Below are 20,007 nucleotides of genomic sequence, written 5' to 3'. Positions count from 1 at the left end.
TCCTTTCGATCAGGTGGTGTGGGGGTGCAGTGGGTGGAGCGGTCGGCCGGGCTACCCCTTGACCGCGCCGAGCATCACGCCGGACACGAAGAACCGCTGGATGAAGGGGTAGACCGCGAGGATCGGCAGGGTGGTGAGCACGATGGTCACGGCCTGGATGGTGGCCGCCGCCTGCACCGCGTCGGACTCGGCGACCCCACCGGCGGACTGCGCCCCGGTCGCCCCGGCGATGAGGTTACGCAGGTAGACCGTGACCGGGAGCAGGTCCTGCTGGTCCAGGTAGAGGAACGCGGTGAACCAGGAGTTCCAGAAGGACACCGCGTAGAACAGCACCATCGTGGCGATGATCGCCTTGGACAGCGGCAGCACGATCCGCAGCAGGGTGCCGTACGTGCTCAGCCCGTCGACGGCGGCGGCCTCCTCCAACTCCACCGGCAGGCTCTCGAAGAACGCCTTCATCACCAGCAGGTTGAACACGTTGATCGCGTTGGGCAGGACCACCGCCCAGATGCTGTTCTTCATGCCCAGGCTGGTGATGAGCACGTAGTTGGGGATCAGCCCGCCGGAGAAGAACATGGTGAACACGGCGACCCCGACGAGCACCCCCCGCCCCTTGAGCTGGTGCTTGGACAACACGTACGCGTAGCAGGTGGTCAGCACGATCGAGATCGCGGTGGCGACGACGGTGTAGACCACGGTGTTGCGGTAGTTCGTCCAGAACATCGGGTCGGACATCACCAGCCGGTAGGCGGTGAGGTTGAAGCCCTGCGGGACGAGGTTGACCTTGCCGGCGATGATCGGCGCCTCGTCGCTGAGCGACCGGGCCACGATGTTGACGAACGGGTAGAGCGTCACCACCACCACGACGGTCAGCACCACGGCGTTGACCGCCTGGAAGACCCGGTAGCCCCGGGTCGGGCGGATGCCCCGGCGGCGGCGGGACGCGGGGCGGGCCGCCGGGGTCTTCGGGCCGGCCGTGCCGGGTGCCACGGTCACCACAGGCTCGTCCCCACCGTACGGCGGGAGATGGTGTTGGCGCTCAGCACCAGGATCAACCCGATCACCGCCTCGAACAGGCCGATCGCGGCGGCGTAGCTGAAGTTGCTGGACTCGAAACCCAGTCGGAACAGGTACGTGGAGATCACGTCGGCGGTCGGGTAGGTCAGCGGGTTGTACAGCAGCAGGATCTTCTCGAACCCGACGGCCATGAAGGTGCCGATGTTGAGGATCAGCAGCGTCACCATCGTCGGCCGGATCCCGGGCAGCGTGACGTGCCAGGTCTGCCGCCAGCGGTTGGCCCCGTCGATCCGGGCCGCCTCGTACAGGTTCTCGTCGATGGTGGTGAGCGCCGCCAGATAGAGGATCGTCCCCCAGCCGACGGTCTGCCAGACCTCCGAGGAGACGTAGACGGCCCGGAACCATCCCGGCTGCTGCAGGAACGGCACGCCCTCCCCGCCGAGCCCCCGGACCAGCTGGTTGACCGAGCCGTCCATCGACAGCAGCTGCATCACCATCGCCGCGACGATCACGATGGACAGGAAGTGCGGCAGGTAGGACACCGACTGGACGAACCGCTTGAGCCTGCGGGCCCGGACCTCGTTGAGCAGCAGCGCCAGCACGATCGGCAGCGGGAAGCAGAACAGCAGGGTCAGCGTGCCCAGCACCAGCGTGTTGGTGAACACCTGCCAGAAGGTCGGGTCGGCCAGGAACAACCGGAAGTACCGCAGGCCCACCCAGTACTCGCCGAAGACGCTGCCGCCGGGACTGAACCGGCGGAACGCGATCACGTTGCCGATCATCGGCAGATAGCGGAAGACCAGGAAGAACAGCAGCGGCAGGACGGCCAGCGAGTAGAGCTGCCAGTCCCGGCGCAGGGCCCGCCGCCAGGGGTTGCGGCGACGCCGGGCCGGGGCGGGCGTCGCCGCGGCCGGTGGCGGTGGCGGCGGCCGTAGCGTCTGGGATGTCATCCTCGGCCTCCTATCCGGCCTGCGGGTCGGTGCCGGCGGACTCGACGCGTACCGCCGTGAGCAGGTGTCGTCGCGCGCCGACCTGCCGTTGCGCACCGGTCAGGCGCAGCGGCAGGGTCGCCGCCGGGTCGCCGCTGGAGCGACCGAAGCGCAGTTCGACGTCGCCGGGTTCGACGATGCGCCGGCCGTCGCGCCCGGTGAACGAGGCGACGTCGGCGGGCACGGTGAAGCTGACCTGCGCCGCCGTGCCGGGGTCCAGCGGCACCCGGGCGTAGCCGACCAGCCGGACCACGGGTCGGGTGGTCTGGGCGACCGGGTCGTGCAGGTAGAGCTGGACCACCTCGGTGCCGGGGCGGTCGCCGGTGTTGCGCACGGTGATCCGTACCGTCGTCTCGCCGTCGACCGGCCAGGCCGGCGGCCCGCCGGTCTCCCCGGCGCCCGACACCACCGGGTCGGTCCACGCGAAGGTGGTGTAGCCCAGCCCGTGGCCGAACGGGTACGCCGGGGTGGGGTCGATCGAGGACACCTCGGAGCGGCGGCCCAGCGGCGGGGTCAGGTAGGTGCCGGGCAGGCCCCCGGCGTCGCGCGGGACGCTGACCGGCAGCCGCCCGGACGGGTTCACCGCGCCGGTGAGCACCTCGGCGAGCGCCTGCCCGCCGCGCTGGCCGAGGAAGAACGCCTGCACGACGGCCGCGGCGCCCTCGTGGTCGGGGCCGAGGGCGTAGGGCCGGCCGGTCATCAGCACCAGCACCACCGGGGTGCCGGTGTCGAGCACGGCCCGGACCAGGTCGGCCTGGACGCCGGGCAGTCGCAGGTCGGGCGCGTCGCAGCCCTCGCCGGAGGTGCCCCGGCCGAACATGCCGGCACGGTCGCCGACGGCGAGCACGCAGACGTCGGCCTGCGCCGCGGCGGTGACCGCCGCCGCGATGCCCGAGGTGTCGTCGCCGGTGATCGCGCAGCCCGGCTCGTGCACGAGGCCGGGAACCAGCCGGGTGAGTTCGTCGCGCAGCGAGGGGATCTCCAGACCCAGCCCGTGCTCGGGGTGGCGGACCCCGACGTGGTTGGGGAAGGAGTAGCAGCCGAGCAGGGCCATCGGGTCGTCGGCGACGGGGCCGACCAGGGCGACCCGCCGGCCGGGGGCCAGTGGCAGCACGCCGTCGTTGCGCAGCAGCACCACCGACTCGCGGGCCAGCCGCAGGGCGACGTCCCGGCTGGTCTCGTCGTCGAGCCGCAGGTTCGCCGCGTCCTCGGGCAGTTCCTGCCAGTCCTCGTCGAGCAGCCCGAGTTCGATCTTCTGGATCAGCACCCGGCGTAGCGCCCGGTCGATCAGCGCCTCGTCGACCGCGCCGGCCCGCACGGCCGCCACCAGCGGTTCGCCGAACGCGTCCACGGTGGGCAGTTCCACGTCGATGCCGGCGCGCAGGGCGAGCCGGGCGGCGTCGGCGGCGTCACCGGCCACCCCGTGCAGGGTCTGCAGGAAGCGCACCGCGAAGTAGTCGGCGACGACGGTGCCGGTGAAGCCCCACTCGTCGCGCAGCAGCCCGGTCAGCAGCCCCTCGTCGGCCGCGGCGGGCAGGCCGTCGATCTCGGCGTACGAGTTCATCACCGAACGGGCCCCGCCGAGGCGCAGGGCCATCTCGAACGGCGGCAGGATGACGTCGGCCAGTTCCCGCGGGCCCATCGACACCGGGGCGAGATTGCGTCCGCCCCGGGAGGCGGAGTAGCCGGCGAAGTGTTTGAGGGTGGCGACGATGCCGGCGCGTTCCAGGCCCCGCACGTACGCCGCCCCGGTGGTCCCGACCAGGTACGGGTCCTCCCCGATGGTCTCCTCGGTACGCCCCCAGCGGTAGTCGCGGGTGACGTCGAGCACCGGGGCGAGTCCCTGGTGGACCCCGGCGGCCCGCATCGAGCGGCCGATCCGGCCGGCCATCTCCTCGACCAGCTCCGGGTCGAAGGAGGCGCCCCAGCCCAGCGGGGTCGGGTAGACGGTGGCCCGCCAGGCGGCGAAGCCGGTGAGGCACTCCTCGTGCACCTGGGCGGGGATGCCGAACCGGCTCGCGGCGGCGATCTGCGCCTGGGAGGCGGCCAGCGAGCGGGCCCCGACCACGGGGTCCACGGGTGCGGTGCCGAACGGGCGGGTCAGCTGGCCGAGCCCGTGCCGGATGATGGTGCTCCACGGTGGCGCACCGTCGATCATGTCGGCCTGGTGCGGGGCGACCCCCTCGCCGGAGGCTTCCGCGCCGACCCAGACGCCGACGAGTTGGGCGATCTTCTCCTCCAGCGACATGAGCGGCACCAGTGCGTCGGCCCGTTGCGCGGGTGAGCGTCGGGGGTCCCGCCACGGTTGGGTTCCGCGGGGTGCCGGGCCGTCGTCGACGGGCACCTGACTTCTCATGCCACACCTCTCACCTTCGACGCTCCCCCGTCGGCGCCCGTCGGACGGGCACGACGCGGCGGCGGGGGGGTTCGAAAATTTCGTAAACAGCGCGTTACCTTTTTCGGGCAACTTAGGAGGCATTGCCGGCGCATGTCAAGGGGCTCAATTGGGATATGTGGCCGCGTATTTCCCGGAAGGTACATTCACCCCCGTCAAAATCTACCCGCACTGTCGAATCCCGGTTTCGAACCGAACGTGCTAGAGTTCTCCGAAACTTTCGGACGTGCCTGGTGAGGCTTCGATGACCGCGTCCCGCCCGCTCATCCCACAGGCCTCGGCCACGATCGCCACCATCGCCGAGGAGGTCGGCGTTTCGGTGGCGACCGTCTCGAAGGTGCTCAACGGGCGGGCGGACGTCGCCGCCGAGACCCGGGCGCGGGTCGAGGAGAGCCTGGAGCGCCACCGGTACCGCCGCCGCATCCGCCGGCAGTCGCCCGGGATCGACCAGATCGACCTGGTCTTCCACGAGTTCAACTCCGGCTGGGCGATGGAGATCATGAGCGGGGTCGAGGCGGTGGCCTCCGCCGCCGGGCTCGGCATCGCCATCTCCCAGCTCGACGGGGAGCACCGACCCGCGCCCCGCCGGCTGGACGCCCTGGTCGCCCGGCGTCCACTGGGCCTGCTCTTCGTGCTCTGCCACCCGACCCCGCCGCAGCAACTCATGCTGGCCGAACACCGCATCCCGTTCGTGGTCGTCGACACCGACAGCGCCACCTCGGCGTCGGTGCCGACGGTCGGCTCCAACAACTGGAACGGCGGCCTGCTGGCCACCCGGCACCTGCTGGAGCTGGGGCACCGCCGGATCGCCGTCATCTCCGGGCCCCGCGACGTGCTGTGCAGCCAGGCCCGCGCCGCCGGCTTCCGCTCCGCCCACGACGAGATCGGCCTCCCCCTGGACGCCGACCTGGTGCGCTACGGCAGCTTCTACGTCGACGGCGGGCACGCCCACGGCCTGGAACTGCTCGCCGGGCCCGACCGGCCGACCGCGATCTTCGCCGGCTCGGACCTGCAGGCCATCGGCGTGCTCCGGGCCGCCCGCCGGCTCGGCCTGCGGGTCCCCGACGACCTCTCGGTGATCGGGTACGACGACCTGCCGGTCGCCGGCTGGACCGACCCGCCGCTGACCACCGTGCACCAGCCCCTGCGGGACATGGCCGGCACCGCCACCCAGATGCTGCTGGAGCTGGCCCGGGGCGCGACGGTGGCGACCAGTCGGATCGACCTGGTGACCGAGCTGGTCGTCCGGGAGAGCACCGCCCCACCCGCCACCACCCGTCCCTGACCCCCCGAGGAACCCATGACATCCAGCGAGGACCTGCGGCAGTACACGCCGACCGTCGTCGAACCGGCCGACTTCGACCAGTTCTGGCGGGACACGCTCGTCGCGGCACGTGAGCGGCCGGTGCTGGTCGACGTCCGCCCGCACCGGACCGACCTGCGGCTGGTCGACACCTGGGACGTCACCTTCGCCGGGTTCGCCGGTGACCCGGTGCGGGCTTGGTACACCCGCCCGGCCGGGGTCGGGACCGCACTGCCCGCCGTGGTCGAGTACGCCGGCTACGGGCGCGGCCGGGGCCTGCCGCACGAGCGGCTGACCTGGCCGGTGGCCGGATACGCGCACCTGCTGATGGACAACCGGGGCCAGTCCGGGCTGCACGGCGCGGGCGACACCCCCGACCCGCAGGGCGCGCCCGGCGGCCCGTGGCCCGCCACCTGGGGCATCCTCACCCCGCACGACTACCACTACCGCCGGCTGATCACCGACGCGGTCCGCGCGGTCGACGCCGTCCGCGCGCTGCCCGGGGTGGACCCGGCCCGGGTGGCCGCCGTCGGCAACAGCCAGGGCGGCGGGCTCGCCCTGGCCGTCGCCGGCCTGCGCGACGACCTCGCGGCGCTGCTGAGCACCGCGCCGTTCCTGTGCGACGTGCAACGCGGGATCGAGCTGACCGACGCCGCCCCGTACGGCGAGATCGCCCGGTACCTGGCGGTGCACCGGCAGGTCGAGGAGGCCGTCCGGCACACGCTGTCCTATGTCGACGGGGTGACCTTCGCCCGGCGGGCCACCGCGCCCGCGCACTTCGGCATCGGCCTGCGCGACAACGTCTGCCCGCCGAGCACCGGCTTCGCCGCCTACAACCAGTACGGCGCGGCGAACGGTCGGGAGGGGACACCGCCACGGGAGCTGCACACCTACCCGTTCAACGGCCACGAGGGCGGCGAGGCGTGGCAGGTCGAGCGGCAACTGCGCTGGCTCGACCCGCTGCTGCGCCCGGCCACCGGCGATCCGACGCGGTGACCGTGGGGCGGTGACCGGTGCCGCGCGGGTGGGGACACCGGCCCGACCGGCGGACGGGACGCCGCCCCGCGCAGGGGCGGTCCGCGCCACCCGGCATCGTCGGGGAACCGGCCGGTAGTTCACCCGGGCATCGTCGCGCACCGATCTGTTGCCGATGTTAGCGATAACACGATATGGTGCATCGCGGCGGGAGCGCAGGGCACGCTCCGGCCGTGGTCACCGGTTCGTCCACCCGCCGGGGTTCGTCCACCTGCGGGGGTCGGTGGCCACCGGCACACACGGCGTCCACCGCCGGTGACGCGGTCCGGGCTCCCGGTCGACGCGCGTGGCGCACCTCCGCCCGTCAGCTCCAGGGCAATCCGCCGGGCACCCGGCGGTCGGTCCGTGCGCGCGGGCGACGTCCGGGCCCGTGCCGGCACACCCCCTTGTCCACGAGCCGGACGAGACGGCGACATCCCGGGACGGTCGCCGCGCTGCACGTCCGCACCGCGCTCCGCACGCCACCCCAGGGAGTTTCCATGAGCGGCACGAGCTGCCCGAACGCCGGGCCACCCCCGTCCGACCACCCCCATCCCGCCCGTACCGCACCCACCGGCCGACGGCTGCCCACCATGCGGCGCGGCCTGCGCCTGCTGGGCCTGGCCACCGCCGCCCTGGTGGCCGCCGTCGCCACCGGGTCGGTGGTGACCGCACCCGCCAACGCCGAGTCCAACGGCGGGGTACGGGTGATGCCCCTCGGCGACTCGATCACCGACGGCTTCAACGTCCCCGGCGGCTACCGCATCGAGCTGTGGCAGCGGATGGTCGCCGACGGCTACCGGGTCGACTTCGTCGGCTCGATGTTCAACGGTCCGTCCAACCTCGGCGACCACGACCACGAGGGCCACTCCGGCTGGACCATCGCCCAGATCGACGCCAACGTGGTGAACTGGCTGCGCAACACCACCCCGCGCACGGTGCTGCTGCACATCGGCACCAACGACATGTACAACGCCTCCGGCGCGCCGACCCGGCTCTCCACCCTGATCGACAAGATCACCAACACCGCGCCGAACGCGGACGTCTTCGTCGCCACGATCATCCCGCGCAACGGCACCGAGTCGGCGGTCCGCACGTTCAACGCGGCGATCCCCGGGATCGTGCAGAGCAAGGTCAACGCCGGCAAGCGGGTGCACCTGGTGGACATGTTCAGCGCGGTGGGCACGGCCGACCTGGCCGACGGCATCCACCCGAACGCCACCGGCTACCGCAAGATGGCCACCACCTGGTACAACGCCCTGCGGGCGGTGCCCGGCAGCCTCGGCGGCAACACGCCGACCACGCCGCCGACCACCGCCCCGCCCACCACGCCGCCGCCGACCACCCCGCCGCCGACCACGCCGCCGCCCACCACGCCCCCGCCCACCACGCCGCCGCCGTCGGCGGGTTGCCGGGTCGCGTACACGGTCAACGCCTGGAACTCCGGCCTGACCGCCTCGATCAGCATCACCAACACCAGCAGCACGGCGGTCAACGGGTGGGCGCTGGCGTTCACCCTGCCCGGCGGGCAGACCATCACCGGTAGCTGGAACGCCACCTACACGCCGACCAGCGGGGCGGTCACCGCCCGCAACGTCTCCTACAACGGCACGATCGCGCCGAACACCTCGGTCGACGTCGGCTTCCAGGCCGAACACACCGGCAACGCGGCCAAGCCGACCGCGTTCACCCTCAACGGCACCGCCTGCTCGGTCGCCTGATCCACCCGTCCGGCACCGGTGTGCGTGCGCACCGGTGCCGGACGTCTTCCCACCACCGACTCCCACCACCCCCAGTAGGAGTACCGAATGCGACTCACCAGAACAGGGCCGGGCCGGGTGTTCCTGGCCGCCGGCCTGATCGCCGCCGCCACGGCGGTCGCCCTACCGGCCCAGGCCGCGGCGGCCGGCTGCGCGGTCGACTACACCGTCTCGTCCGAGTGGGGCGGCGGCTTCGGCGCGAACGTCGCCGTCACCAACCTGGGCGACCCGATCGACGGCTGGACCCTGACCTGGTCCTACGGGGCCGGGCAACAGGTCACCCAGGCGTGGAACGCCACCGTCACCCAGTCCGGCGCGCAGGTCACCGCCCGCAACGTCAGCTACAACGCCACGATCGGCACCGGCGCCACCGTGTCGTTCGGCTTCAACGGCTCGTGGAACGGCAGCAACCCGAAGCCGACGAGCTTCACCCTCAACGGCACCACCTGCACCGGCGGCACGACCACCCCGCCGCCCACCACACCGCCGCCGACCACCCCACCGCCGACCACGCCCCCGCCCACCACGCCGCCGCCGACCACACCCCCACCGACCACGCCGCCACCGACCACCCCACCGCCCACGACGGGCCCGTGGCCGCCGTCGTCCACCTTCAGCAACCCGGTGATCTGGCAGGACTTCGCCGACATCGACATCCTGCGGGTCGACGACACCTACTACTACTCGGCGTCGACCATGCACTACTCCCCCGGAGCGCCGGTGCTGCGCTCCTACGACCTGGTCAACTGGGAGTTCGCCGGCCACTCGGTGCCCAAGCTGGACTTCGGCCAGAAGTACGACATGTCCGGCGGCCGGGCGTACGTCGACGGGATCTGGGCGTCGTTCCTGGGCTACCGCAAGAGCAACAAGACGTTCTACTGGGGCGGTTGCGTCGACTTCAGCAAGACCTACATCTACACCGCGCCGTCGGCCGAGGGGCCGTGGACCCGGCACACCACCCTCAACAGCTGCTACTACGACGCGGGTCTGCTCGTCGACGACAACGACACGATGTACGTCGCGTACGGCAACACGAACATCAGCGTCGCCCAGCTCTCCGCCGACGGGAAGACCCAGGTCCGCTCGCAGCAGGTGTTCACCACCCCGTCGAGCGTGGGCACCCTGGAGGGGGCCCGGTTCTACAAGCGCAACGGCAGCTACTACATCTTCCTCACCCGACCGGCCAACGGTCAGTACATCCTCAAGGCGTCCAGCCCGTTCGGGCCGTACACGATGCAGCAAGTGCTGCTGAACCTGCCCGGACCGATCTCCGGCGGTGGCGTGCCGCACCAGGGTGGTCTGGTGCAGACGCAGAACGGCGACTGGTACTACATGGGCTTCCAGGACGCCTACCCCGGCGGCCGGGTGCCGGTGCTCGCCCCGGTCACCTGGAACTCCAGCGGCTGGCCGGTGATCCAGCTCGTCAACAACGCCTGGGGCGGCTCGTACCCGTACCCGAACGTGCCCCGGCCACCACGCCAGGTCAAACCCATGATCGGGACCGACACGTTCGCCGGCACCACCCTAGGCCCGCAGTACGAGTGGAACCACAACCCGGACGACTCGAAGTGGTCGGTCAACAACGGGCTGCGGCTGCAGACCGCGACCGTGACCAACGACCTCTACTCCGCGCGCAACACGCTGACCCACCGCATCCAGGGACCGAGGTCCACCGCCACCATCGAACTCGACTACTCCACCATGCGCGACGGTGACCGCAGCGGCCTGGCGATGCTGCGCGACCAGTCGGCCTGGATCGGTGTGCGGCGGGACAACGGCGCGACCCGGGTCGCCGTGGTCAACAACCTGACCATGGACAGCAACTGGAACACCACCAACACCGGCACCGAGGTCGCCGGGGCCGGCATCTCCGGCGGCAAGATCTGGCTACGGATCAACGCGGACATCAGTCCCGGCTCCGGTCGGCAGGCCCGCTTCTCGTACAGCACCGACGGGGTGAACTTCACCTCGCTCGGCCCCGCGTTCACCCTCAACAACGCCTGGCAGTTCTTCATGGGCTACCGGTTCGCCATGTTCAACTACGCCACCAGCTCCCTCGGTGGCGCGGTGACCGTCCGGAAGTTCGACCTGGCCAAGTCGTAGGACCCCGTCCCTCCTCGCCGGCCGACCACCCCCGTGGTCGGCCGGCGAGGCGTATCCCCCACCCCCGACAGGAGCACCGCATGTCCGCCTCACCCGACCCCCGGTCGGCGGTCCCGCCCACCTCCACACCCCGCACCGCCACACCCCGCACCGCCCCGCCGTCCGGCCGCCGTCCCGGCCGCACCCGGACGGCGGCACTGCTCGTGCTGGCCCTGCTGGCCGGCCTGCTGACCGCCGCCGCCCCGGCCGGGGCGGCGCCCGCCGTGCGGGCCAGCAACCCGCTGGTCGCGCAGCGCGCCGACCCGCACATCGTGCGGCACACCGACGGCTACTACTACATGACCGCCACCGCCCCCGAGTACGACCGGATCGTGCTGCGCCGGGCCACCACCCTCCAGGGCCTGTCCACCGCCCCGGAGACCGTCATCTGGCGGCGGCACACCAGCGGCATCATGGGCGCGCACATCTGGGCCCCGGAGATCCACTTCATCGACGGCCGCTGGTACGTCTACTTCGCCGCCGGTGCCACCGACAACGTCTGGGCGATCCGGATGTACGTCCTGGAGGGCACCGGAGCGAACCCGCTGACCGCGAGCTGGGCCGAGAAGGGGCAGATCCGTACCCCCTGGGAGACCTTCGCGCTGGACGCGTCGACGTTCGTCACCAACGGGGTGCGCTACCTGATCTGGGCGCAGGCCGAGCCGGGCATCGCCACCAACTCCAACCTCTACATCGCCCGGATGGCGAACCCGTGGACGCTCAGCGGCTCCCCCACCCGGATCGCCGTGCCCACCCTGGAGTGGGAGATGCGCGGCGGGGTGAAGGTCAACGAGGGACCGACCGTGCTGCAACGCAACGGCCGGATCTTCCTCACCTACTCGGCGAGCGCGACCGACGCCAACTACTGCCTCGGGATGCTGACCGCCTCGGCGGGCAGCGACCTGCTCCGGGCCTCGTCCTGGGTGAAGTCGCCGCAGCCGGTCTTCACCAGCAACGCCGCGACCGGCCAGTGGGGGCCGGGGCACAACTCGTTCACCGTCTCCGAGGACGGGCAGAGCGACATCCTCGTCTACCACGACCGCAACTACCGGGACATCAGCGGTGACCCGCTGCGCGACCCCAACCGGCGTACCCGTATCCAGAAGGTCTACTGGAACGCCGACGGCACCCCGAACTTCGGCATCCCGGTGCCCGACGGGGCCACCCCGGTCCGGCTGCGGTCGGACAACCTGCCCGACCGGTTCGTCCGGCACTGGGAGTACCGGGCCCGGCTGGAGGCGAACGTGACCAACCTCGCCGACTCGCAGTTCCGCCTGGTGCCCGGCCTGGCCGGCGGCACCACGGTCTCCCTGGAGTCCACCAACTTCCCGGGCTACCACCTGCGGCACCGCAACTGGGAGGTGTGGGTCGAGCGGGACGACGCGTCGTCGACGTACCGCGCCGACGCCAGCTTCGTGCAGCGGCCCGGCCTGTCCAACGCCGCCGGGGTGTCGTTCGAGGCCGTCAACTATCCCGGCCAGTACCTGCGGCACAGCAACGGCCTGCTCTACCTGCGCACCGTCACCGACGCCACCGGCAACGCCGAGGCCACGTTCGTGCTGGAGTGACCGTCGCCCGCCGGGCCGTCCGATCCGGGCGGCCGGGCGGCTGCGTCCGAGGTGGACGACCCGGCGGGTGGGGCATCCGGGTGGTGTATCCGGTACGCCAGGGTGATCATGTAGGGACGGAGCGCTACCCGGTCATCGCCTATAGTGGCGTCCATGCCTAGCCGAGCTGTGATGTCGGTCGATGAGGCGCGGGCCTGGCTCGCCGAGGTCATCTCCGGCGCCGAGCGCCTGCGCCTGGAGTCGGTCGACGACGACCGGGTCGTCTCGGTGACCGGCCCCGACTGCCTCGAACTGCGCCTCGACGGCACGATCTCCGGGCCGGCCATGTTCTGGGCGATGGACCTGACCGGCTTCGTCGCGGTGACCGTGCTGATCGGCCCGACACCGGCGATGGTGCTGGCGCACAGCAGCATCAGCTTCCTCGCACCCGCCGAGCCCGGCGAGCTGCGGGTCACCGCCGAGGTGATCAAGCTGGCCAGCCGGTCGGCGGTGGTGGACGCCCGCGCCAGCGACCGCCGGGGCACGCTGGTGGCCGCGTCCACCCTGCACTTCGCGCTGCCGTCGCGGGCCACCCGGGCGGCCCTGCGCGCCGAGCAGGCCGTCCGGGCCGGTAGCTGACCCACCGGCCGGCCGGTTCATCCGACGGCGGGGATGCCGGGCCGCTCAGTCCGGGCGGTCCACCACGTGGGTGCGCCGCTGCCACGGGTAGGTCGGCAGCGGCGCCACCACCCGGCCCTTCGGCATCGGCAGCGGATCGTCCGCGCCGAGCACCCGCACATCCGGGTGGTCGGTGCCGGCGGCCACCGCGGTCAGCGCCTCGGCCGCCTGCGTCGGGCCGGACGCCCGCACCCACACCGCGTGCGCCAGCCGGGTCCGACCCCCTGCGGCGGTGCCGGCGAACGCCGGGAAGTCCGCCGCCGGTAGACCGGCCAACCGGTCGGCGTAGCGGCGGGCCAACTCGGCGAGCGCCGGCCCGGTGGCCGCCGACACCGGGAACCCGTCCACCGGCGGCGGCACGGCCGGCGGCACCGGCGGGGCGGGCGACAGCACCGCGAAGGCGTTCGTGCCGCTCATCCCGTACGAGCTGGTCGACGCGCAGGCCCCGAACCGGTCATCCCAGTCGACCGGGGCGACCGGGATCTCGATGCCGGTGCCGGTGAGGTCGATGCGTGGGTTGAGGGTGCGGAAGTTGGCCTGCGGGGCGATCGTGCGGCGCTGGAGGCAGAGCACCGCCTTCACCAGCCCGAGCACCCCGGCGGCGGACTCGGTGTGGCCGATGTTGCCCTTCACCGAACCCACGTGCAGCGGCGGGCCGTCGGCGCGGCCCAGCGCCGCCGCGACCGCCGACATCTCGGCCGGGTCACCCAGCGGGGTCCCGGTGCCGTGCGCCTCGTGGTAGCCGATCTCACCGGGGGTGATCCCGGCGGCGGCCAGCACCGCGTCGATCAGCCCCGCCTGGGCCGACACGTTCGGCGTGGTGAACGTCGGCGTCCGGCCGTCGTGGTTGATCCCGGTGCCGCGCAGCACCGCGAGCACCCGGTCACCGTCGCGCTGCGCGTCTGCCAGCCGCTTGAGCAGCAGCATCGCGCAGCCCTCACCCCTGACGAACCCGTTGGCGTCGGCGTCGAACGGACGCGACCGGCCGTCCGGCGACAACGCACCGGTCTGCGCCACCGACCGGGTGGTGCTCGGGGCGAGGATCAGGTTGACCCCGCCGGCGACCGCCGCGTCACAGTCACCCGCCGAAAGCGCCCGCGCCGCCGTGTGCACCGCCACCAGCGACGACGAGCAGGCCGTGTCCAGCGCGAACACCGGCCCCCGCAACCCCAGGGTGTACGCGACCCGCCCGGCGGTGAAGCTGTGCCCGTTGCCGATCGTCCAGTACGAGTTCGGGTCCCCGGTCAGCCACTGCCGGTAGTCCCGGCCGGTCACCCCGACGAAGACCCCGGTGCCCCCGGCCACGGTGGCGACCGGGATGGCGGCATCCTCGAACGCCTCCCAGACCACCTCCAGCAGCAGCCGGTGCTGCGGGTCGAGGACCCGGGCCTCCCGGGGCGAGATGCCGAAGAACTTCGCGTCGAAGTCGAACACGGCGTCGAGGTAGCCGCCCCGGGTGACCATGCCGTCCCACTGCGTGCCGAACCCGGCCCGGCGGTCGTCGGGCAGCTCGCCGGTGAGGTCCCGGCCGGCGAGGAGCGCCGACCAGTACGCGTCGGGGCTCGACACCCCGCCGGGCGCGCGGACCGCCATCCCGACGACCGCGATCGGGGTGGGCACTACAGCACCCGGCGCATCCAGCCGTGGGGGTCGGCAGCCCGGCCGGTCTGGATGTCGAGCAGCCGCTCCCGGAACTGCTGGGTGTACTTGCCCGGCGCCCCGTCACCGATGGTGAGGGCGAAGTCGTCGCTCTTGAGCCCGACGATCGGCGTGATCACCGCCGCCGTACCGGCCGCGAACGCCTCGGTCATCGTTCCGTCGGCGAACCCGGTGCGCATCTCGTCCAGGTCGATGGTGCGCTGCACCGGCTCCAGCCCGTGCTCGGCGGCGAGGGTCAACACACTGTCGCGGGTCACCCCGTCGAGGATGGTGCCCAGGCCGGGGGTGAGCAGCTGGTGGTCGCGGGTGACGAAGAAGACGTTCATGGTGCCCGACTCGTCGATGCTGCGCCGCCCCTCGCCGCCCAGGTAGAGCACCTGCTCGCAGCCGTGGCCGAGGGCCTCCCGCTGCGGGGCGAGGCTGGCCGCGTAGTTGCCGCCGCACTTGGCCGCGCCGGTGCCACCGATCGAGGCCCGGCTGTAGGTGGTGCTGACCCAGAGCGTGACGCCGGTGACCCCGTTGGGGAAGTACGACCCGGCCGGGCAGGCCAGCACGCAGTAGGTGACGTGCTGGGCGGGACGCACCCCGAGGAACGCCTCCGAGGCGAACATGAACGGGCGCAGGTAGAGGCTCTGCTCACCGCCGTACGGCGGCACCCACGCCTCGTCGGCGCGGACCAGCGCGGCCACGCTCTCGACGAAGGTCTCCTCGTCCAGCTCCGGCAGGACCATCCGGCGGGCCGACGCGGCGAACCGGCGCGCGTTGAGCTCCGGGCGGAACAGCCAGATGCTGCCGTCGGCGTGCCGGAACGCCTTGAGCCCTTCGAGGATCTCCTGCGCGTAGTGCAGGACCGCCGCGCCGGGGTGCATGGTGAACGGCTCCAGCGCGCCCACCCGGTGGTCGTGCCAGCCGGCGTCGGCCGACCACACGGCGGTGGCCATGTGGTCGGTGAAGTAGCGGCCGAAACCCGGGTCGGCGAGGATCTCCTCCCGGGTCTGCGGCGGGGTGGGGTGGTCGGTGGGGATCAGCGGGAACTGCGCGGTCATCCGGACTCTCCTCGCGACGGGGTATCGGTGAACACGACGACGCAGTTCTGCCCGCCGAAGCCGAAGGCGTTGGTGAGCGCCACCCGCACCGGCGTCTCCCGGGCCTGGTGGGGCACGTAGTCCAGGTCGCAGTCGGGATCGGGCTGGTGCAGGTTGACCGTCGGCGGGACGACGCCCTCGCGGATCGCCAGGGCGCACACCATCGCGCCGAGGGCGCCCGCCGCGCCGATCAGGTGCCCGAGCATCGACTTGGGCGCGCTGACGGCGACCCGGTCGGCCGCCGCCCCGAGGGCCGCCCGGATGGCGACCGTCTCGGTCAGGTCGTTGGCCTTCGTCGAGGTGCCGTGGGCGCAGATGTAGTCGACCGCGTCGGGGCGGACCCCGGACCGGTCGAGCGCCTGCCGGATCGCCTCGGCGGCGAACACCCCGCCGGGACGGGGGGCGCTGACGTGGAAGGCGTCGCTGGTCAGCGCGCCACCGGCGACGGTCGCGTACGGGGTGGCACCCCGGCGACGGGCGTGCGCGGCGGACTCCAGCACCAGGATCACCGCCCCCTCGCCGAAGACGAAGCCGTCCCGGTCGGCGGCGAAGGGCCGGCTCGCGCCGGTCGGGTCGTCGTTGCGCTGGGACATCGCCCCCATGCTCACCAGGCCGGCGAACATGGCCGGGGTGATCGCCGCGTCGGTGCCGCCGCAGATGACCACGTCGGCCTCCCCGGACAGGATCAACCGGCGGGCGTCGAGCAGCGCGTACGCGCCACTGGCGCAGGCCAGCGCGCTGGCGTTGACCGGCCCGTGCGCACCCACCTCGATGGCCACCTCGCACGCCGGCATGTTGGTCAGCGACGACGGCACGAAGTGCGACAGGGGCGCGGTCGGGTCGGGGGCGAGCAGCCCGCGTACGGTGGCCTCGACGGTGTCGAAGCCGGCGACCGCGGCGTTGACCACCACGCCGACCCGGGCGGCGTTGCCGGCGTCGACGGTGAGCCCGGCGTCGGCGACCGCCTCGCGCGAGGCGACCACCGCGAACTGGCTGAACCGGGCCATCCGCCGCAGTTGCTTGCCGGTGAAGTGCTCGGCCGGCTCGAAGCCGCGCACCTCGGCGGCGATCCGGGTGGGCAGCGCGCCGGCGTCGAAGGCGGTGACCGGGCCGACGCCCGACTTGCCGGCGAGCAGGGCCTGCCAGGTGCTGTCACGGTCGAGACCGAGCGGCGTGACGGCGCCGATCCCGGTGATGACGACGTCGTCGGTCATCATCTCGCCGTCGCCCCCCAGCATCGCGCCCCGGCTCCGTTCTCCCGCCACCGAACGACCGATAGAACACTATCAGTCACCATCGACGCCCGGCATCCGTCCACGGCATCCGGTGACCCGCCCGCCGCCCTACGCATCGCGCCCCGATCCCCGGGCGAACACCGGCACGTCCCGCCAGGCGGCCGGACCGGCCCCGACTGGCGGCGCGGACCGGCAGATCACGTACCCGGCCGGCGCGGCCACCCCGGGCCGACCGGGCAGCGCGTCGAGGACCCGCCGGTGCAGGTCCCGCGGCGAGCCTTCGGAGGCGGCCACGTACACCGTCACCCCGCCGTCGCCCGCCGGGTCGACGAGGGCCGCCGCGGGGGCGCCCCCGGCCACCTCGCCGACCAGGTCCGCCACCGCCTGCGGACGGACCCAGCCGGTCGGGGTGGACACCCAGTCGGCCCCCCGGCGGGCCGGGGTCAGGCCGATCCGCCCGGCAATCTCGGCGACCCGCACCTCCTCGGTGACCGCGTCGCACAGCAGCGTCTCGATCCCCCGGATGACCGTCTCGCCGAGCGACCCCGGCAGGTACGCCGTGTCGACCAGCAGGCCGAGCCGGCACCGACCGTCGCCCAGGTTGCTGGCGGCGACGTAGAACCTCATGTCGCTCTTGGACAGCGGCTCCAGCCGGGAGTAACGGGAGTCCCGGCGCAGCACGGCGAGCCGGTCCGGCCCCGGGTCCGGGTCGGGCGTGGCCCAGTCGCTGCCCCGGTGCCCGTTGTTGAAGTAGGCGGACAGGTCGAACGCCACCCCGCGCCGCCGGCCGACCTGCTCAACCACCCCGCGCACCCCGGCCGGGTCGCACTGGGCCCGCCGGTACGCGTCGAACGCCGGCCGGTGCAGGTTCCGGATCGCGGTGAGCAGATCGACGTCGTCGTCGACCCGGTGGACCAGCAGGGCGTCGAGGGTGTTCAGGGCGATCAGGTCGCGGCTGTCCCGGTCCAGCCGGTTGCCGGCGATCAGCTTGAACACGGCGGTGCGGTGCCCGTTGTAGGCGGTCAGGATCAGGGTGGTCAGGCCGAGCAGCACGGTCGAGAACGAGGTGCGGGTCCGGGTGGCCAGCGCGGTCGCCGCCGCGGTGACCGCCGTGGAGTCCAGCAGGTGCCGTTCGACGGGCTGGTCACCGGTCGGCGCGGCCGGCAGGTCGAACATGGAGGCCGGCGCGACCGACAGCCCCTGCTCCCAGTGCCGCAGCCCCAGCCGGCTGGTCTGCTGCCCGGCCGCCGACTGCTGGAAGGCGGCCTGCGCCAACGGCTGCGGCACACCGCCGGCCGGCCGGGCGGCGGGCGGCGCGGTCGGACCCGACGGCGGCGCGTCGGAGGCCGGTTCCGCCCCGGTGAGCCGGTCGAGCAGCACGTCGGTGAGGGTGGTGAAGGCCCAGCCGTCGAACGCCAGGTGCGAGCCGACGACGGCGACGGCGCTGATCCGGCCGGCCCGGTCCCGCGCGCAGCCGACCCGCAGCGGCCACTGCGCCTCGTGGTCGAACGCCGCCTCGGTCAGCGTGGCGACCAGCTCGTCACCGACCCGGGCCGGGTCACCCTGGTCGTCGACCACCACCACGTCGTACGTCCCGGTGGCGGCGACCTCCTGGCGGGGCCCGTCGGCCCGCTGGACGTACCGGGTCCGCAGGGTCTGGTGCGTCTCGACCAGGTGCCGCAGCACGGCGGTCAGCCGCTGCGGGGCGACCGGTTCGGGCAGCACGAGGGCCCGCCCGATGTTGAACTGGTTCGCCTCCTTGCCGAACCACTGCATCGGCCCCCACATGACGCTCTGTGCCCAGGTCAACGGCCCGGTGCCGGCTCCCTGGCCGGTGAACGTCAGGCTGAGTGTGCCCGCGCTGGTGCTGGTGTCGGTCACCCGTCCCCCCTCTCCACGGTCCTCGTACCCGCTACGCCCGCGCGAACGGGCCGGACGACCTCGGCGTCAGCCGCAGCGGCAGGTGGTCGAGCCCCCGGAACGCCGGACTGGCGACCTTGACCAGCTCACCGATGAGTTCGATGTCGTCGGTGCGTTCGAGCAGCATCCGCAGGAACGTGGTGGCCTGCAGGCGGGCCAGGTGCGCGCCGACGCAGGTGTGGATGCCCGCCCCGAAGCCGAGGTGACCGTCGGTCACCCGGTCGATCCGGTAGTCGTTCGGGTCGGGGAACTTGCGCGGGTCCCGGTTGCCGGCGGCGAAGGACAGCTCCACCCGGGCGCCCTGCGGGATGGTGGTGTTGCCGACCACCACGTCGGTCGTGGCGGTGCGGAAGACGTTCTGCACCGGCGGGTAGAACCGGGCGGTCTCCTCGATCGTCGGCCCGATCAGCTCCGGCCGCTCGCGGACCAGACGCAACTGGTCGGGGTGGTTGAGCAGCGCGTCGAGCATGTTGCCCAGGAAGTGCGTCATCGTCTCCTGCCCGCCGACCAGCAGGGTGAGACACAGCCAGAGGATCTCGTTCTCGGTCACCCCGCCGGTGGCCGCGGCGGCGAACAGCTTCGACACCACGTCGTCGCGGGCCGGCTCGTCGCGCCGCCGGGTGAGCAGGTTGCCCAGGTAGCCGGAGAGCCCGGCGACCGACGACAGCGCCGCCTTTGCGGCCTGCAACCGCAGCGCGTTCTCGTCCGGGTCCTCCGGGGCGTCCTCCCCGACCTTCGCGTTGGCGATGAAGCTCTCCAGCACGCCGGCGGTGAGCTTCAGCTTGGCGAGGTTGTCGTCGGGCACCCCGACGATGGTGGTGATGACCTTCACCGGTTGCAGGATGATCGCCTGCTGGACGAGGTCGATGTCGCCGGTGGCCACGGCCTCGTCCAGCAGGTCGCCGCAGACCCGCTCGATGAACGGCCGCCAGAACTGCACCCCGCGCGGGGAGAAGTCGTGCCGGATCAGGGCGCGCAGCCGGGTGTGGTCCGGCTGGTCGAGCCCGAAGAGCACCGGCAGCGTCGAACGGTGGTAGGCGATCCCGTCGGCCGAGGACAGGCCGGCGTGGTTCTTCGCCGCCAACCGGACGTGCTCGTAGCGGATCACCAGCCACATGTCGCGCTGGGCCAGGTACAGCGGCTCCTCGGCGCGCAGCAGCTCGGCGTAGGCGGGGTACGGGTCGTCCATGGACTCGGGCGAGAAGGGGTCGAACTCGTCGGTCTGGGTCGCGCTGGTCACTGCATCGTCCTCCGCAGTCGTTG

General features: G+C 72.6%; 14 protein-coding genes. 6 read left to right on the top strand and 8 right to left on the bottom strand.

Annotation, left to right across the window (positions count from 1 at the left end):
• Positions 1 to 51: 51 nt before the first annotated feature.
• Genes ACN265_RS11590 through ACN265_RS11580 form a run of 3 tightly spaced genes read right to left on the bottom strand, consistent with a single transcriptional unit; the run spans position 52 to position 4,362 of the window.
• The gene (locus tag ACN265_RS11590) at positions 52 to 996 is read right to left on the bottom strand and encodes a carbohydrate ABC transporter permease (RefSeq protein ID WP_421407352.1); all 945 of its coding nucleotides are present in this window, start codon (positions 994 to 996) and stop codon (positions 52 to 54) included.
• Positions 993 to 1,967 (bottom strand): ABC transporter permease, encoded by a 975-nt coding sequence (locus tag ACN265_RS11585; RefSeq protein ID WP_232376995.1) that lies wholly within the window; start codon positions 1,965 to 1,967, stop codon positions 993 to 995. Before ACN265_RS11585 ends, ACN265_RS11590 begins: the two co-directional genes overlap by 4 nt.
• 10 nt (positions 1,968 to 1,977) lie before the next feature.
• Complete coding sequence (locus ACN265_RS11580; protein WP_421407349.1) at positions 1,978 to 4,362, bottom strand: glycoside hydrolase family 3 N-terminal domain-containing protein; 2,385 nt, start codon at positions 4,360 to 4,362, stop codon at positions 1,978 to 1,980.
• A gap of 283 nt (positions 4,363 to 4,645) precedes the next feature.
• On the opposite strand from ACN265_RS11580, the gene ACN265_RS11575 reads away from it, so the two are divergent.
• The 6 genes from ACN265_RS11575 to ACN265_RS11550 all read left to right on the top strand — a co-directional run bounded on the left by ACN265_RS11575 (position 4,646) and on the right by ACN265_RS11550 (position 12,806).
• Positions 4,646 to 5,686, top strand: coding sequence for a LacI family DNA-binding transcriptional regulator (locus tag ACN265_RS11575; protein ID WP_204923086.1), 1,041 nt, complete (start codon positions 4,646 to 4,648; stop codon positions 5,684 to 5,686).
• Between the two features lie 15 nt (positions 5,687 to 5,701).
• Positions 5,702 to 6,700 carry an acetylxylan esterase gene (locus ACN265_RS11570; RefSeq protein ID WP_420116035.1) on the top strand — a complete coding sequence of 333 codons (999 nt, stop codon included), beginning with the start codon at positions 5,702 to 5,704 and terminating at the stop codon, positions 6,698 to 6,700.
• Between the two features lie 611 nt (positions 6,701 to 7,311).
• Entirely contained in the window at positions 7,312 to 8,439 is a 1,128-nt protein-coding gene (locus tag ACN265_RS11565) for a cellulose binding domain-containing protein (protein ID WP_420116036.1), read from the top strand.
• Positions 8,440 to 8,526: 87 nt separating this feature from the next.
• Positions 8,527 to 10,581 (top strand): family 43 glycosylhydrolase, encoded by a 2,055-nt coding sequence (locus ACN265_RS11560; protein ID WP_421407347.1) that lies wholly within the window; start codon positions 8,527 to 8,529, stop codon positions 10,579 to 10,581.
• Between the two features lie 80 nt (positions 10,582 to 10,661).
• A complete protein-coding gene (locus ACN265_RS11555; protein WP_421407345.1) occupies positions 10,662 to 12,188 on the top strand; it encodes a family 43 glycosylhydrolase in 1,527 nt (508 codons plus the stop codon).
• Between the two features lie 153 nt (positions 12,189 to 12,341).
• Positions 12,342 to 12,806 (top strand): PaaI family thioesterase, encoded by a 465-nt coding sequence (locus tag ACN265_RS11550; protein ID WP_363656924.1) that lies wholly within the window; start codon positions 12,342 to 12,344, stop codon positions 12,804 to 12,806.
• 45 nt (positions 12,807 to 12,851) lie between these two features.
• Here ACN265_RS11550 and ACN265_RS11545 read toward each other — a convergent pair whose 3' ends face one another.
• From ACN265_RS11545 to ACN265_RS11525, 5 genes are all read right to left on the bottom strand, one after another.
• Positions 12,852 to 14,465, bottom strand: coding sequence for a polyketide synthase (locus tag ACN265_RS11545; RefSeq protein WP_357934261.1), 1,614 nt, complete (start codon positions 14,463 to 14,465; stop codon positions 12,852 to 12,854).
• Entirely contained in the window at positions 14,465 to 15,550 is a 1,086-nt protein-coding gene (locus ACN265_RS11540; protein ID WP_204923091.1) for a branched-chain amino acid aminotransferase, read from the bottom strand. Before ACN265_RS11540 ends, ACN265_RS11545 begins: the two co-directional genes overlap by 1 nt.
• Positions 15,547 to 16,827 carry a beta-ketoacyl-ACP synthase II gene (gene fabF / locus ACN265_RS11535; RefSeq protein WP_357934265.1) on the bottom strand — a complete coding sequence of 427 codons (1,281 nt, stop codon included), beginning with the start codon at positions 16,825 to 16,827 and terminating at the stop codon, positions 15,547 to 15,549. The genes ACN265_RS11540 and fabF overlap by 4 nt, the downstream gene beginning before the upstream one ends.
• A gap of 105 nt (positions 16,828 to 16,932) precedes the next feature.
• The gene (locus tag ACN265_RS11530; RefSeq protein WP_421407342.1) at positions 16,933 to 18,705 is read right to left on the bottom strand and encodes a hypothetical protein; all 1,773 of its coding nucleotides are present in this window, start codon (positions 18,703 to 18,705) and stop codon (positions 16,933 to 16,935) included.
• A 31-nt stretch (positions 18,706 to 18,736) separates the two neighbouring features.
• Complete coding sequence (locus ACN265_RS11525) at positions 18,737 to 19,984, bottom strand: cytochrome P450 (protein WP_421407340.1); 1,248 nt, start codon at positions 19,982 to 19,984, stop codon at positions 18,737 to 18,739.
• Between the last annotated feature and the right edge of the window lie 23 nt (positions 19,985 to 20,007).

Source organism: Micromonospora sp. WMMD730 (assembly GCF_049178955.1).
Taxonomy (GTDB): domain Bacteria; phylum Actinomycetota; class Actinomycetes; order Mycobacteriales; family Micromonosporaceae; genus Micromonospora; species Micromonospora wenchangensis.
Note: the sequence above shows the minus strand (reverse complement) of the source record. Positions and strands in the feature narration are given on the sequence as shown.